The sequence below is a fragment of the Streptomyces sp. NPDC087844 genome (assembly GCF_044742785.1).
GTDB lineage: Bacteria > Actinomycetota > Actinomycetes > Streptomycetales > Streptomycetaceae > Streptomyces.
In genome coordinates, this window is sequence record NZ_JBIUVD010000013.1 from 211025 (window position 1) to 225007 (window position 13983).

Below are 13983 nucleotides of genomic sequence, written 5' to 3' on the forward strand. Positions count from 1 at the left end.
AGCGATGGGTTTGCGTTTAGCCACCGTAGGCTCTAACGTCCACTAAAGCAAACAGTTCGCGTTTGGCTGTCGCGAGGTCGGATCACGGCCCCGGCACGGCACGACGTACAGAGCCGAAAGGGCACTCATGAACACCGACCGAATCACTCCCCAGGAAGCAGCCCGGTGGGCGCTTCGGGCAGGGCTTCCGCTGAGCGACGAACGCCGTGAGGCGGTGGCGGGTACCGCCGAATACATCCAGTCCGTCATCGCCACCCTGCGGGAACTCGACTTCGGGGACATCGCGCCGGCGGCCGTCTACATCACCGGACAGGAGCACGTCGATGCAGCCGTTTGAGTTGTCACTGACCGAAGCGGCCCGTGCCGTGCGGGCGAAGGAGCTGTCGCCCGTCGAGCTGACCGACTCCGTCCTGAACCGTATCGGCGCGGTGGAGGAACGGCTCCAGGCCTACGTCACCGTGGTCGCGGACGACGCCCGTCACACGGCGTCCCTGGCCGAGCGGGAGATCGCCGCCGGACGGTCACGCGGTCCGCTGCACGGCATCCCCATGGCGCTGAAGGACCTGATCGACGCCGAGGGCATGCCGACCACGGCCAGCTCCCGCGTCCGGGCGGACCACGTGGCCGACGGCGACAGCGCCGTGGCCTCACGGCTGTCCGAGGCCGGCGCGGTCCTGCTCGGCAAGACCCACACCCATGAATTCGCCTACGGGCTGACGACACCCCAGACCAACAACGCGTGGGACCACAGCCGTATCGCCGGGGGTTCGAGCGGCGGCTCCGCCGTGGCCGTGGCCGCGGGAGAGGCCACCTTCGCACTGGGCACGGACACCGGTGGCTCCATCCGCGTCCCCGCCGCACTGAACGGCGTGGTCGGACTCAAGCCCACGTACGGCCTGGTCTCCCGGCGCGGCGTGACCTCGCTGTCCTGGTCCCTGGATCATGTCGGGCCTGTCACCCGCACCGTCGAGGACGCGGCACTCGTGCTGGACGCACTGGTGGGACAAGGCCCGCGCGACCCCGAGAGCGGTCCCTTCGCGGCGAAGGGTCGGCTGATAGGCGAGCTGTCCCGCTACGACGCGGATTTGACCGGACTGCGCGTCGGAGTCCCGCGCAACTACTACTTCGAGCGGATCTCTCCCGAGGTCGACGCGGCGGTTCGCCGGGCCATCGGGCAGCTCCAGCAGCTGGGGGCCGAGGTCGTCGAGGTCGAGATCCCGCTGACGCGCTACGTGCAGGCGATTCAGTGGGGGCTGATGGTCCCGGAGGCCACGGCTTACCACGAACAGACGCTGCGCTCGGTCCCCGAGCTGTACGCGGCGGACGTACGCATCCTGCTGGAAGCCGGTGAACTCGTCCTGGCCGGTGACTATCTCCGTGCCCAGCGCGCGCGGACCATGATGCGGGACGCCTGGACCCGGATGTTCCGCCACATCGATGTCATCGCCGCTCCCGCGGTGCCGATGACCGCCGCCAAGTCGGGGCAGGAGACCGTCGAATGGGCCGACGGAACGGTGGAAGCCGTCTCCGACAGCTATGTACGTCTCTCCGCGCCGGCCAACATCACCGGGATTCCGGCGCTCACCCTGCCCGTCGGCCATGATCACGCGGGCATGCCGATCGGCATGCAGCTGATGGGCCGCCCGCTGCATGAAGCGACCGTGCTGCGTGTGGGCCGCGCCTACGAACTGGCGGGCGCCGACGCGGGAAGACTCGCCCCGATCGCGGCCTGAGCGTGCGACGCGCACTGCCCGGCCGACGAGCAGGTCGGCCGGGCCGGCTGCCGGGCTCGGGAAAGGGCTCGACTAGAGGCAATGGAATTGCATTAAGGTGGATCTCATGAGCCCCAAGCCCATGGTTCGCCCCGGCGGGCGCAGCGCACGCGTGCAGGAGTCCGTACACGCGGCAGTCCGTGAACTCGTGGCCGAACTGGGGCGCGAGGCCTTGACGGTCCCGCTGGTAGCGGCACGAGCCGGGGTGACGCCGTCGACCATCTACCGCCGGTGGGGCGATCTCCAGGAGTTGCTCTCCGATGTCGCCGTGGAGCGCCTGCGTCCCGAGGAACTTCCGGCCGACCTCGGCAACCTGCGTGAGGATCTCGGCGTATGGGCGGAGCAATTCCTGGAGGAGATGGCTTCCCCGCCGGGGCGCGCCTACATCCGCGACGCGCTCCTCGGCGACCCGGACGGCAGTAACGCCGGCCAGTGCTCGGAGTACGCCGCCGACCAGATCGACATAGTGCTGACCCGGGCGTCGGAACGTGGTGAGGCTGTCCCGGGCACGGAGCGGGTCATGGACCGTGTCGTGGCTCCCATCATGTACCGGATCCTGTTCCGTCCCAGCCTGCTGGACGCCGCGTACGCTCGTGAGCTCGTCGACCACGCCCTGGACCGGCCCTGAGGCTCTCGGAAAACCGAGGGCCGGTCCAAATCACCCGCACGGCAATGGGGTTCACGCGCTGACGGTGCTGCGGCGCTTGGCGCCCACCATCTTGCTGATGAGCCACGCGTTGACGACGGCACCGACGGCGCTCGCGACGAAGAGGCCGGCCGTCCAGCCGTCGGGCAGGGCGAGGGCAGCCATACTGACCGGGGCTGTGGCGAGCAGCGGGATCACCGCGGCGAAGGACCCGTCCTCGTGGTCCACCAGCGTCGCGTCCCCCACGGCCCAGAGCAGCAGGACGGCGCAGACGGCGAGGTAACCGATCGAGTACCGGTTTCCCGCGATGGTGCCGATCAGCTTGTTGTTCGACATGGCTCTCTCTTCTCACCCGTTGACCACTTGGTTGCTTGCGGGTTCAGCTTGTCCGTGATCGTTGTGCCAGGGCATGAGTAGTTGTGCTCATCCCTGACCGGCATCGGAGGCTGGGAGGCTGCCGCTTGCGGCAAACCCGCCGGCCGGGGTGGGGCATCGCAGGCGTGTCGGCCGTACCGGGCGCTGTCGCGGCGCGCGGAACGTGAGCGGCGTTTGGACACCTCTTGAGCTGTCGGCAGGGCAAGCGGCCCCGGCATGCTCAGGACACTTCGCGATGGCGCCCGGTACCCGCAGGAGGGAGGCCGGGCCGAACGGGCCCAGGAGCACAGTGGAACAACCGAACGGAGCTTCGGCCGAGGTCTTTGGCGTGGACCGGATCAGGATCGTCGTCCACGCGCCCGATCCCATCAGCCGGGCCGGTGCGATCACCCTGCTCGGGGACAAGGCGGCGGTCCTTGTCACCACGAGCGCGCAAGAGACCCTGGCCGGTACGGGCTCGCAGCACACTCGCCACACCGTGGTCGGACTCGTGGTGGCCGACACGCTCGATGTGCCGACTCTGCTCACGTTGCAGGAGCTGAGCAGGGACGGTCTACGGGTGGCACTCGTGGTGACCGCACTCCGGGACGACGAGCTGCCGATCGTGGTCGCGAACGGAGTGAAGGTCATCCTCCATCGGCACGAGGCCACCGCGCAGCGGCTGTGGCGGGCCGTTGAAGCGGCCTCCCGCGACGACGTGGACCTGCCTCGGAGCCTGCTGAGCCAGGTGATCGGCCAGCTGGCCCGGCAGGCACCCGGCTCGGGCGTGCCGAGGGCGGAGACGCCCGCCGCCGGGGCCGCCGGCCCCGACCGACCGTCCGAGCGGGAGCTGGGCGTGCTGCGACTCATCGCGGACGGTCTCAGCACCGAGCAGATCGCCGCACAGCTGTCCTGCTCGCAGCGCACCGTCCGCAACGTGGTCCAAGGGCTCACCGATCGCCTGGGCCTGAACAATCGCCCTCATGCCGTGGCCTACGGCTTCCGTGCCGGTCACCTCTGAACGTCTGCCCGGCGCCGACCGCGCGGCGGCGGCCGGGTGCCGCTCCTTACGGGGACAGCGGACTTCAGACGGAATAGCGGACGCCGGTGAGCTCCTCCGAGAGCGCCCACAGCCGTCGCTGGGCCTCGACGTCGTGCGAGCGCGGGTGGGAGTCGGTGCGACGGGGGTCTCCGCGCATCTCACCGGGGCCTTTCGGACCGTAGTACTCACCGCCGAGAGCGTCCGAATCCGTGGCGGCCCGCAGCGCCGGCAGTGCGCCGCGTTCCGCGCTGTGCGTCAGCAGCGGCCCGAGGACGGTGTTGAGGAGCCGCATGTGGGCGGGCGCGTTGCGGGTCAGACCGGTGGATGCTCCGCCGGGATGTGCGGCCAGGGCCGAGGTCGGAGCACCCGCGTCAGTGAGCCTGCGGTGGAGTTCGTAGGTGAAGAGGAGGTTGGCCAGTTTGGACTGGGAGTAGGCGGCCTGTCGGTCGTACGAGTGGTGCGAGTTGAGGTCCTCGAACGAGATGTGACCGCCCCGGTGACTGTTGCTGCTGATCGTGACGACCCGTGAGTCGGCGGTGGTCAGCATGTGGGGCAGGAGAAGGCCGGTCAGGGCGAAATGAGCCAGGTGGTTGGTGCCCATCTGCAGCTCGAAGCCGTCGCTGGTGCGCGTCAGCGGTGTCCACATGACACCGGCGTTGTTGATCAGCAGGTCGATGGTGGAATGCCTGGCGGTGATGTCCCGCGCTGCCTCGCGGACGGATGCGAGGGAGGAGAGGTCAAGGAGCTGCACCTCCACGGAGGCGGCGGGCGTGTCGGCGGTGATCCGGTCGGCGGCCCCGGCTCCGCGTTCGGCGTCGCGCACGGCGAGGACGACGTGCGCCCCGTGCTGGGCCAGGGCGGTCGCGATGGCGAGGCCGAGACCTGAGCTCCCGCCCGTGACCACGACGTTGCGGCCTGTCTGGCTCGGTATGTTTCCCGGTGTCCACGCTGTGCGCTGGTGCATGAGGCATCTCTTCCGTGGTCGTGACGATGGGACGGGGCGGTGTCTGGGTGCGTGTCGGCCACCGGTGGGGTGTGTCGGCCACCGGTCGGCCGTGGCATGAAGCAGTCCTTCAGGCGGCGGGCGTACCGACCGAGCCGCTGAAGGTGTCCACGCGCTGCACGTGTGACGGGCCCGCAAGATAAGGTGAACTGCGGTTCATTTTTATAGTGAACCATGATTCATCTTTTCGCAAGCGCCCTTTGGAGGGTTCATGACACAGGCCCGAGCGCCCCGCGCCGATGCCGTTCGCAACCGCAAGAAGATCCTTGTCGCAGCCAGGGACCAGATCACCCTGCACGGGCCCGGCGTCGGCATGGACGAAATCGCCGCGGCGGCAGCTGTGGCCGTGGGAACGCTCTACCGCCATTTCCCCACCAAGACCGACCTGGTGGCCGCCGTGATCGCCGAGAGCATCGGAGAGGTGGCGGACGACGCGGAGGCCGCTCAGGAGCGGGTGGAGTCCGGAGCGAACGCGATGCGGGAGGTCGAGGCATTTCTCGGCCGGACGGTGGAGAAGTCCGCCAGGGACCGAGTGGTCAAGACAGCCGCTCAGGCCCTGGGTGCCGCCTCGACCGACACAGCGGAGGAGACGAGGGCACGTGCCGCGCTGGCCACACTGATCACCGCGGCGCAGAGCTCTGGGGACCTTCACCCTGATGTCACAGTCGAGGACTTCTACCTGCTCCTTTCCACCGCTCCCTCCGACCGGTCGTCCGAGGCACGGGCCCGCTGGCTCACCTTGACTCTGCCGGGACTCACCAGTCGGGGGCGTGTGCCTCACCTCTGATCGACGCTGTCTCCCTGGTGCAGTCGTACCGGAACAGGGAGCCTCAGGAACACCTTGGACGCGTACTTCCAGGTTGTGTGAAGCGCGGCTGTGAGGAATCGTCGTCACGTCGCGGTGGGATGGTGTTCCGCCGGAGGAGCGGGCGCTCCCACCAGGCCGCTCTGGTACGCGATCACGACAAGTTGTGCCCGGTCTCTCACCTGGAGCTTCGCCATGGTCCGGTTCACATGCGTCTTGACCGTGACGGTGGCGACGAACAGGCGCGCGGCGATGTCGTCGTTGCTGAGCCCGGCGGCGACCAGGGCCAGCACTTCGGCCTCGCGCGGAGTGAGTGTGGCCAGCTGTTGGGGCGTCGCGAGTTGCTCGGTCTCGGGTTGTGACAGGAGCCGGGCGATGAGACCCCGTGTGGCGGTGGCGGACAGGAGGGCGTCGCCGCGTGCGATGGTCCGGATGCCTTCGATCAGTTCCCTGGGGCCGGCCCCCTTGCCGAGGAACCCGCCGGCGCCGGCCCGCAGCGCCTCCAGGACGTAGTGGTCGACTTCGAAGGTGGTCAGGATGAGAACCTTGACTCCGGCGAGGTCCTCGTCCGCGCTGATGGCACGCGTGGCCTCCAGCCCGTCCATGTCGGGCATCCGGATATCCATCAGGACGACGTCGGCGCGGGTGGAGCGGACCAGGCGCAGAGCCTCCCGGCCGGTGGACGCCTCGCCGACGACTTCGAACTCGGGGTCGGATTCGATGAGCGAGCGCAGGCCCGCGCGGATGAGTGCCTGGTCGTCGGCGATCAGGATGCGAGTGGTCATCGTTGCTTCCCGGGAGGTCGAAAGGGACGGGACGGGGTGGTCATGCGTCTTTGCCGTCGGTGAGACCAGTGAGACCGGTGAGACCGGTGAGCGGGAGAGTGGCGTGGACGTGGAAGCGCTGGTCGTCGTCGAGGCCGGTGCGAAGGGTGCCGCCCACCGCGTGAGCGCGTTCGCGCATGCCGATCAGGCCGAGGCCGGTGCCACCGCGTTCCGGGAGGGCGGGCCGGAGCGGGGTGGGGTTGGCGATGTCCAGGGTCAGTGCCGTGCGGGTCCGAGCCACGGTGACCTCGGCCGTCCCGGTGCCGTGGCGGTGGGAGTTGGTGAGCGCCTCCTGGATCAGGCGGTAGGCGACGAGGTCGGTGGCGGCGGGGAGCGGGGGCATGTCGTCAGCCGGCGTCCAGCGCACCTGGAGCCCGGCGGAACGGTAGGTGCCGATCAGCCGCGGCAGTTGGGCGATACCGGGTGCGGGCTCGGTCGGTGGTCGGCCGTCGTCCTGCGAGCGCAGGACGCCCAGCAGTCCGCCCAGCTCCTTCAGAGCGGTACGACTGGCCTTGCGGACCTCGCCGAGTGCCTCGGTCGCGGTGGCGGGGCGGGTTGACAGCAAGTGCTCGGCGACCCCTGCCTGCAGGTTGATGACAGCGATGTGGTGGGCGACGACGTCGTGCAGTTCGCGGGCGATGTGCAGACGCTCCTCCGCCACCCGGCGGCGTGCCTCCTCCTCGCGGGTGCGTTCGGCGCGTTCGGCGCGTTCCTTGATCGCGGCGATATAGGCCCGGTGGCTGCGGACGGCGTCGCCCACCGCGGCCGCCATGCCGATCCAGCCGAACCGTCCCAGCGGATCCCTGGGGTCCGACTGCTCGGGGCTGAACAGGATGGCCACCGTGGCCAGTACGACGGCGACCGGGATGGCGCAGGCCCAGGCGGTACGCCGGTCGGTGCGGACGGCGACGGTGTAGACGGCGAACACCACGGGGGCGACAAAGGTCTCCAGACCGGAGCCGCATGCGACAGCGATCATGGCGATGGCCGAGGTGACGGCAAGGGTGTGCAGGGGCCACCGGCGGCGGACGGCGAGCGCGGCACAGGCGACCGCGAGCATGAGGAGCGCGGGCAGGCTTTTGGTCGGTGCCGGTTGGTAGTCGTCGGGGGAGAGGGCGAGGGGGAGATAGAGCGCCGCGGCGGCGAAGGCGTCGAGTGCGCCGGGCTGCCGCCGGGCGAGCAGGCGCAGCCTGTCGAGGGTGGCTCCCGCGAAGTCGAGGACTCCTGGCTGCCGTTCAGGAGCCGACGGCCGGCACGCGGTCCCGGCGGCCGGGGTGTCGCGCGTCGGGCGGCGGGGTCCCTTGAGAAAGGTTCGCATGCGGGTCACGGGGCACCTCATGTCGGCCGGGTCGGCGGCTCGGGACGGGTCGGGATACGGCGAGCGGGCACGGCCGTGGCTCCGCCGCAGCGCGACATGCTGCGCTGCGGCGGAGCCGACCGTTGCCCTTCGGCGGGCGGGAGGGTGTCACCGCTCGCGGACGATTCAGCCGGCGGGAGTTCGCGCGGCGCTCGGCCGACCGAGCCGGGCGGTGTACTCGCTCAGGCTGCCGCGGCGCAGCCAAACCAGGGCGCCACACAGGGCGAGGACCGCGAGAGGAATGACCGGGTTTCCGTCGTCGACGAGGACCGTCTCGCTCACTGCCGCTCCGACCATGACGCCGGAGAGGGCGAGTGCGGCGAGTGCGGCGAGGAAGGGGACGAGCAGGCCGACGCCTCCGGCGATCTCGACGGCGCCGGTGACGTACCGCAGCCACTGGCCGGCTCCCACCTCCTCGAAGGTCTGGCGGGTCTGCTCGCCGCCGAGCCACTTCGTGACGCCGCTGAACAGGAAGACGGCCGCGAGCAGGGCCTGCATGACCCAGGCCGTGATGTGCGCGGGCCGGGAGGTCGCGGTGGGCGGGCGGGGGGAGCTGATGTGCTGGTTCATGGAGTCACCTCGGGTGAGGGCGCTGAACTGCGAGCGCCGGTACGGCTGTCGATATATGTGGTGACCGGAGCGGACGGCCGGGTCACCGGTGGGTCGGACGGTCAGACCTTGGTCAGGCCGGAGGTCGGGTCAGGAGCCGAGCCGGTGTCGTCGTGCGCGAGCTCCGGCCGGTCCGCGCCGAGCTGCCCGCGCAGCTTGCTGCCCTCGATGTCGACGTCGGGCAGGAGCCGCTCCAGCCAGCCGGGCAGCCACCAGGCGGAGCGCCCCAGAAGGGTGAGGACGGCCGGTACGAGCGTCATGCGGACGATGTACGCGTCCACGAGGACGCCGACGGCGAGGGCGAAGCCCATCATCTTGACCATGGCGTCGGCCGACATCACGAAGCCGAGGAAGACGCTGATCATGATGGCGGCGGCAGCCGTGACCACCCGTGCGCCGTGGGTGAAGCCGGAGACGACGGCCTCGGTCGGACCGGAGCCGTGGACGTACTCCTCGCGCATCCGGGCCACCAGGAAGACCTGATAGTCCATGGCGAGCCCGAAGACGATGCCGATCAGGAAGACCGGCATCATGCTGACGATCGGCCCGGTTTGGGCGACCCCCAGGAGTTCCGCGAGCCATCCCCACTGGAAGACCGCGACGACGGCACCGAAGGTCGCGGCGACGGTGAGGAGGAAGCCCAGGACGGCCTTGACGGGGACGAGCACGGAGCGGAACACCAGCATCAGCAGCAGCATCGCCAGGCCCACGACGACCGCGAGGTAGGGGATCAGCGCGCTCTGGAGCCGGTCGGACATGTCGATGTTGAGCGCGGTCAGGCCGGTGACGGCGATGGTCGCCCCGGTCGAGGCGCGCAGGTCCTGGCCCTGGTCGCGGATGGTGTTGACCAGGTCGGTGGTCGACTGGGCATTGGGGCCGCCGTCCGGAACGACCTGCAACAGGGCGGTGTCGCCGGCCGGGTTGACGTTGGCGGGGGAGACGCTCTTCACGTCGGGCAGTGTCTTGACGTCTTCGCTCACCTGCTGTGCCGCGGCCTTCGGGTCGGCGCCGGGCCCGGTGCTCACCACGATGACCAGCGGTCCGTTGAATCCCGCCCCGAACCCGTCGCTCACCAGGTCGTACGCCTTGCGCTGAGTGGTCTCCCGCGAGGCCATGCCGTCGTCGGGCAGCCCGAGGCGCAGGTCGAGAGCGGGCAGCGCGGCGACTCCCAGCCCCAGGGTCGCCACGATGAGTACGGCCACCGGGCGGCGCGTCACCAGGGTTACCCACCGGCGTCCCATGGTCGCGCGCTCCCCTTCCTTCCGTTCCTTCCCTTCCGCACTGTGTGCGGTGACACGGCGGCCGGCGAAGCCGAGAAGCGCGGGGAGCAGGGTGATCGCGATCAGGACGGCGACGGCGACAGTGGCCGCGGCGCCCAGGCCCATCTGCGTGAGGAACGGAACGCCGACCAGGGAGAGCCCGGCCAGGGCGATGATGACGGTGAGTCCCGCGAACACGACTGCGGACCCGGCGGTGCCCATGGCGCGGCCCGTCGCCTCCTCGCGGTCGGAGTCCTCGGTGAGTTCATTGCGATAGCGGGAGACCACGAGCAGCGCGTAGTCGATCGCGACCGCCAGACCGATCATCAGGGACAGGGTCTCGGTCGCCGGGGAGAGTTCGACGAACCCGGTCAGTGTCATGATGCCGGTCAGTCCGATGCCCACGCCGATCAGCGCGGTGGCCAGCGGCAGGCCCGCCATCAGCATGGACCGGAAGGTGATGAGCAGGACCAGGGCGGCGATGGCGACACCGATGATCTCAGTGAAGCCGCCGGGCTCCTCACCCTCCATGGCGTCCCCGCCGATCTCGACGGTCAGCCCCGCTTCGCGCGCCTCGTCAGCGGCCTTCAGCAGGGCGTCGTGGGAGCCCGCGCTCACCTTCTCCCCGGGGACCTTGTACGTCACCTCGCTGAAGGCGATCGCCTTGTCGGGGCTGACGGTGCCCGCGTCGAACGGGTCCTGCGCACCGACGACCTGCGATCCGCCGGCGAGTGAGGCCACCGTTCGGTCGAGGACCCGCCGGTACGCCGGGTCGGCGAGCGTCGAGCCGTCCGGGGCGGCGAACACCACGCGAGCCGTGGCGCCGTCGGCTGCCGCCTGCGGGAACTTCTCCTCTAGCGCGTCCAGTGCGCGCTGGGCCTCCAGACCGGGGATCCGCTGGGCTTCCGAGGTGGGACCGGACAGGGTGACGGCTCCCGTCACACCCGCTGCCAGAAGGACGAGCCACATCAGCAGCACGAGACGTCGTCGCCGGAACGACCACCGGCCGAGTCGGTAGAGCAGGACAGCCATGAAGAACTCCAAGACATGAAGCGGAAGAGGCATATGGGGTCGCGGCCAGGGCGTACAGGCGGCGGACGGGGTGGTGATCACGCGGTGATTGGGGGAGACCAGGAGGGCTGACGCACGTCGGACGGGTGCCGGAGAGTGCTCCGGCCGCCGGCGGTTGAGGTGTCGGCATCGGCCGAGCTGTTGACCGGACAGGGAGCGTCGAGGGGGGTGTGCCGCACGACGCGGCCGGGCCGGTCCCGGAGGACCTTCCTTTTATTGAGCGCCTCAAGGTTATTCTTTGAGCTACTCAATGAGTTTGTCAAGCGATACTCTATGGACATGCCTTCGCAAGCCGACACGGCCGTTCTCGCCCACCAGGTCGCCACCCTGTCGCAGCTGATCAGGGAACACATGAGTGACCTGCTGCAGGAGCTGGACATCACCGAACCGCTGGCCAACCTCCTGTGGTACGCCGATGCACAGGCCGACCCCGTCCCGCTGCGCAGGCTTGCCGTGCGGCTGCACTGCGACCCCTCCAACGTGACCCTGATGTGCGCCAAGTTGGAGGAGAAGGGGCTGGCCCAGCGTCGGCCGCATCCGAAGGACGGCCGTGTACGCACGCTGGTGGCGACCGAGGCGGGTCGCGTGGTCCGGGACCGGCTGCTGGAGCGAGCCCATGCCACGCCGTCGCTGAGTGCACTCGACACCGATGAACGCACAGCCCTCCAGACCTTGTTGTCGAAGGCGCTCGCCGCGGGGAAGTGAGAGCGGGTGCGTCGCGTCGACAACGCGACGCTCACGGTGGGCGGTTGTTGAGATCGCGGCGATCGCGGCGGGTGGACGGCGTCCTCTCTCCTGGTCGGACGTGAGGGCGTACATGAATGTCTCCAAGGAGCGGGAAGGTGTTCCGATGCCGCCAAGACTGGCCCCGGGCACCCGTGTCGCACGTCCTCCAACCGCAGACACTTGTGGCACCGGCTCGTACTGCGGTCGCAGCAGCGGGCGTTGTCTGCGAGGGGCTGACGCGGACGTCCAGGCTGGGAGCGAGGGTTGGACGCACCCCGTCTCATTTCAGGAGCGCCCATGACCCCTGCCGAACCGACCACACTCTCGGGTGCGAGCCGACCGGACCGTAAAGCTGGCCGACGGCCATTGCGTGCCCTCCTGCTCGGGGCCACCGCGGTTCTGGTACTGGCCGCCTGCCAGACCGGGTCCGAAAGCCCCGGGGCGAGCGGCCGCGTACCCGATCCGGCCGCCACCCGTACACCGGCGGGAGCCCCGAGGACGGTCCTCGTGCAGGCCGGCGACTACCGCCTCGGTGCCGAGGCCGGGCCCGCCGACGAGCGCCCCGCCCACAGCGTGCACCTGGACGCTTTCCGCCTCGACCGCTACCCCGTGACCAACGCGGACCTCGCACGCTGGGCGAACCGCAACAAGGACCGGCTGCGTAATGCCACTGGAGGCCGACAGGTCCCGGCCGACCCACGGATGCCCCGTGAACCGGACGCAGTACGGGACAGCGACGACCGTGACCTGTTCGTCCCCGCCGACGCGGACGGCAACTCGCATATTCTGCGTAACAGAGGCAGTTTCGACGTCGAGAGCTCGTACGCCGATCATCCGGCGACCGAAGTGACCTGGTGGGGGGCCTACAGCTACTGCCGTGACCGCGGAGCACGGCTGCCCACGGAGGCGGAATGGGAAGCCGCGGCCCGAGGCGTGGAGGGTCGGACCCACCCCTGGGGCGATCAGGAACCGGACGATCGCCGAGCCCGGTACGGCCGCGCATCGGGCGGCACATCCCCTGTGGGCGCGCATCCCGACGGGGCAACCCCCTTGGGTATCCATGACCTGGCCGGGAACACCTACGAATGGACCAGCACCCTGTACCGCCCGTACCCCTACCAGGCTGACGACGGCAGGGAGGAAGTCACCTACTCCGCCGAGGAACGCGTGACCCGGGGTGGCGCCCACGACGACGAGGCCGACGCACTCCGTGGCACCTACCGCTCCGGCTACTCCCGTGAGCCACAGGGCGGGCATCACCACATCGGCTTCCGGTGCGCCGCCGACCCCCGCTCCTGAAGCAACCCCTGACGGTCGAGGAGCTCTGGGTCTGTCCCGCATGAACGTGTCTCTTCCGATGGGGCGCACCGGACTGAGCCCCACCGGCACGACAACCTCTGCACGATCCACCGGTCAACTCCAGCCCGATCCCTGGTCAACTCACAGCCCGTTCCCCGGTCAGGAACTGACCGGGGAACGGGCTGCGGGCGTTCTCGTGAGGGTTGGCTCAGCCTCTTTCGCGCAGGAGTTCCTCGGCTGTCAGTTTCTCGTCGCCCGCCGCCGGGTGGATCCGCACCGGCGTGGCCGGTACGGGACGGGCGGTCGGCGATCCGGAGGCGCGGACAGCCCAGACGCCGATGGCGAGAACGGTGACGGCCTCGGCGCCGACCAGCAGGCGTTCCACGATTCCGAGCGGGAGGATCTCCCACCACGGCGTTCCTGTGAGCATCATGTGGCCCACGGCGTACAGGATCGGGGCGAAGGCAAGAGCGGACAGCAGACCGAGCCGGCGGATCCGGCCGGCGTACGAGCCCCAGGTGGCGGACCGCCTCCACGGACGGGCGAGGAGCCGTGCCGCGATCGGCAGACTGACGAATGCGATCAGGCTGGCCACCCTGTGTATCTCGCCGCCGAGGGTGTCCTCCACGAGAGCTCGGTCCTCCTTGGGCACCAGCGCGACCACGGTGAGCCCTGCCGACCACAACACGGTGGCCATCGCCGCGCCGGATCGCCACCGAGTGATCCGGCTGGACACGAGGGCGGCGACGACGGCCAGCGAACCGAACGCGAGCGACAGCACCGCCACAGCGAAGAGCCACCGCTGTGGCCCCAACCCGTACTCACTGATCGTGTGACGGAGCACTCCGGGCGACACGATCGCGAGCCGCGCATCGAGCGCGACGATCGTCAGCACAGTGAGGGCGGCAGCCGCCGTACCGCCCACAGCCAGCGCGTGTGCGGGCGAGGTGAGGCGGCCGGTCGGCCTGCGGGGGAGAGTCCTGGGGGCGGGTGGGCCGACGGTCGGTACATTTTCCATGCGGTCGAGATTGCCCGTTCACCTGCGTCGGGTCGTCGTCCCTGCGCGGACACGTGGTCGTACCGCGAACGCAGTACGCAGGTGAACTGAGCAGGCTTTGACCTGTGGATGACTATCCGGCGGACCGAACATGAGAGGCAGCGAGGCGGATCCACGCGTGCTTCCGCCGACGGGCCGCGATCACGGCGGCACACACTC

General features: G+C 69.7%; 14 protein-coding genes. 7 read left to right on the plus strand and 7 right to left on the minus strand.

Annotated elements, in window-relative coordinates:
- The first annotated feature begins 127 nt into the window (after window positions 1-127).
- From ACIOKD_RS25055 to ACIOKD_RS25065, 3 genes are all read left to right on the plus strand, one after another.
- On the plus strand, window positions 128-337 hold the full coding sequence (locus ACIOKD_RS25055; RefSeq protein ID WP_402088006.1) for a hypothetical protein: 210 nt from the start codon (window positions 128-130) through the stop codon (window positions 335-337).
- Window positions 324-1733, plus strand: a complete 1410-nt coding sequence (locus ACIOKD_RS25060; RefSeq protein WP_402088009.1) for an amidase — start codon at window positions 324-326, stop codon at window positions 1731-1733. Before ACIOKD_RS25055 ends, ACIOKD_RS25060 begins: the two co-directional genes overlap by 14 nt.
- A gap of 106 nt (window positions 1734-1839) precedes the next feature.
- Complete coding sequence (locus tag ACIOKD_RS25065) at window positions 1840-2400, plus strand: TetR/AcrR family transcriptional regulator (RefSeq protein WP_402088011.1); 561 nt, start codon at window positions 1840-1842, stop codon at window positions 2398-2400.
- Between the two features lie 51 nt (window positions 2401-2451).
- Here ACIOKD_RS25065 and ACIOKD_RS25070 read toward each other — a convergent pair whose 3' ends face one another.
- Window positions 2452-2754: an SCO4225 family membrane protein gene (locus tag ACIOKD_RS25070; RefSeq protein WP_402088014.1), complete on the minus strand. Its 303-nt coding sequence runs from the start codon at window positions 2752-2754 to the stop codon at window positions 2452-2454.
- A 367-nt stretch (window positions 2755-3121) separates the two neighbouring features.
- Between ACIOKD_RS25070 and ACIOKD_RS25075 the strand changes: the two genes are divergently transcribed.
- Window positions 3122-3793 (plus strand): LuxR C-terminal-related transcriptional regulator, encoded by a 672-nt coding sequence (locus ACIOKD_RS25075; protein ID WP_402088017.1) that lies wholly within the window; start codon window positions 3122-3124, stop codon window positions 3791-3793.
- Window positions 3794-3857: 64 nt separating this feature from the next.
- On the opposite strand, the gene ACIOKD_RS25080 is transcribed toward ACIOKD_RS25075, so the two are convergent.
- Window positions 3858-4778 (minus strand): oxidoreductase, encoded by a 921-nt coding sequence (locus tag ACIOKD_RS25080; RefSeq protein WP_402088020.1) that lies wholly within the window; start codon window positions 4776-4778, stop codon window positions 3858-3860.
- Window positions 4779-5028: 250 nt separating this feature from the next.
- Between ACIOKD_RS25080 and ACIOKD_RS25085 the strand changes: the two genes are divergently transcribed.
- Window positions 5029-5604 carry a TetR/AcrR family transcriptional regulator gene (locus ACIOKD_RS25085; RefSeq protein ID WP_402088022.1) on the plus strand — a complete coding sequence of 192 codons (576 nt, stop codon included), beginning with the start codon at window positions 5029-5031 and terminating at the stop codon, window positions 5602-5604.
- A 104-nt stretch (window positions 5605-5708) separates the two neighbouring features.
- Here the strand turns inward: ACIOKD_RS25085 and ACIOKD_RS25090 are convergent, their stop codons facing one another.
- The 4 genes from ACIOKD_RS25090 to ACIOKD_RS25105 form a co-directional block, all read right to left on the minus strand.
- Window positions 5709-6407: a response regulator gene (locus ACIOKD_RS25090; RefSeq protein WP_402088024.1), complete on the minus strand. Its 699-nt coding sequence runs from the start codon at window positions 6405-6407 to the stop codon at window positions 5709-5711.
- A gap of 40 nt (window positions 6408-6447) precedes the next feature.
- On the minus strand, window positions 6448-7764 hold the full coding sequence (locus tag ACIOKD_RS25095) for a sensor histidine kinase (RefSeq protein WP_402088154.1): 1317 nt from the start codon (window positions 7762-7764) through the stop codon (window positions 6448-6450).
- A 165-nt stretch (window positions 7765-7929) separates the two neighbouring features.
- Window positions 7930-8373 (minus strand): DoxX family protein, encoded by a 444-nt coding sequence (locus tag ACIOKD_RS25100; protein ID WP_402088027.1) that lies wholly within the window; start codon window positions 8371-8373, stop codon window positions 7930-7932.
- A gap of 101 nt (window positions 8374-8474) precedes the next feature.
- Entirely contained in the window at window positions 8475-10703 is a 2229-nt protein-coding gene (locus ACIOKD_RS25105; protein ID WP_402088030.1) for an MMPL family transporter, read from the minus strand.
- 318 nt (window positions 10704-11021) lie between these two features.
- On the opposite strand from ACIOKD_RS25105, the gene ACIOKD_RS25110 reads away from it, so the two are divergent.
- Complete coding sequence (locus ACIOKD_RS25110; protein ID WP_402088033.1) at window positions 11022-11447, plus strand: MarR family winged helix-turn-helix transcriptional regulator; 426 nt, start codon at window positions 11022-11024, stop codon at window positions 11445-11447.
- A gap of 318 nt (window positions 11448-11765) precedes the next feature.
- Window positions 11766-12767, plus strand: coding sequence for a formylglycine-generating enzyme family protein (locus ACIOKD_RS25115; protein WP_402088036.1), 1002 nt, complete (start codon window positions 11766-11768; stop codon window positions 12765-12767).
- Between the two features lie 208 nt (window positions 12768-12975).
- Here ACIOKD_RS25115 and ACIOKD_RS25120 read toward each other — a convergent pair whose 3' ends face one another.
- Window positions 12976-13785 carry a DUF998 domain-containing protein gene (locus ACIOKD_RS25120; RefSeq protein ID WP_402088039.1) on the minus strand — a complete coding sequence of 270 codons (810 nt, stop codon included), beginning with the start codon at window positions 13783-13785 and terminating at the stop codon, window positions 12976-12978.
- Window positions 13786-13983 lie beyond the last annotated feature (198 nt).

What these genes read in the sequence shown, in the direction of transcription:
- ACIOKD_RS25065 (WP_402088011.1), top strand. Translation starts at nt 1,840, where the DNA reads ATGAGCCCCAAGCCCATGGTTCGCCCCGGCGGGCGCAGCGCACGCGTG.
- ACIOKD_RS25100 (WP_402088027.1), bottom strand. Translation starts at nt 8,373, where the DNA reads ATGAACCAGCACATCAGCTCCCCCCGCCCGCCCACCGCGACCTCCCGG.
- ACIOKD_RS25070 (WP_402088014.1), bottom strand. Translation starts at nt 2,754, where the DNA reads ATGTCGAACAACAAGCTGATCGGCACCATCGCGGGAAACCGGTACTCG.
- ACIOKD_RS25055 (WP_402088006.1), top strand. Translation starts at nt 128, where the DNA reads ATGAACACCGACCGAATCACTCCCCAGGAAGCAGCCCGGTGGGCGCTT.
- ACIOKD_RS25110 (WP_402088033.1), top strand. Translation starts at nt 11,022, where the DNA reads ATGCCTTCGCAAGCCGACACGGCCGTTCTCGCCCACCAGGTCGCCACC.
- ACIOKD_RS25115 (WP_402088036.1), top strand. Translation starts at nt 11,766, where the DNA reads ATGACCCCTGCCGAACCGACCACACTCTCGGGTGCGAGCCGACCGGAC.
- ACIOKD_RS25090 (WP_402088024.1), bottom strand. Translation starts at nt 6,407, where the DNA reads ATGACCACTCGCATCCTGATCGCCGACGACCAGGCACTCATCCGCGCG.
- ACIOKD_RS25060 (WP_402088009.1), top strand. Translation starts at nt 324, where the DNA reads ATGCAGCCGTTTGAGTTGTCACTGACCGAAGCGGCCCGTGCCGTGCGG.
- ACIOKD_RS25080 (WP_402088020.1), bottom strand. Translation starts at nt 4,778, where the DNA reads ATGCACCAGCGCACAGCGTGGACACCGGGAAACATACCGAGCCAGACA.
- ACIOKD_RS25105 (WP_402088030.1), bottom strand. Translation starts at nt 10,703, where the DNA reads ATGGCTGTCCTGCTCTACCGACTCGGCCGGTGGTCGTTCCGGCGACGA.
- ACIOKD_RS25120 (WP_402088039.1), bottom strand. Translation starts at nt 13,785, where the DNA reads ATGGAAAATGTACCGACCGTCGGCCCACCCGCCCCCAGGACTCTCCCC.
- ACIOKD_RS25095 (WP_402088154.1), bottom strand. Translation starts at nt 7,764, where the DNA reads ATGCGAACCTTTCTCAAGGGACCCCGCCGCCCGACGCGCGACACCCCG.
- ACIOKD_RS25085 (WP_402088022.1), top strand. Translation starts at nt 5,029, where the DNA reads ATGACACAGGCCCGAGCGCCCCGCGCCGATGCCGTTCGCAACCGCAAG.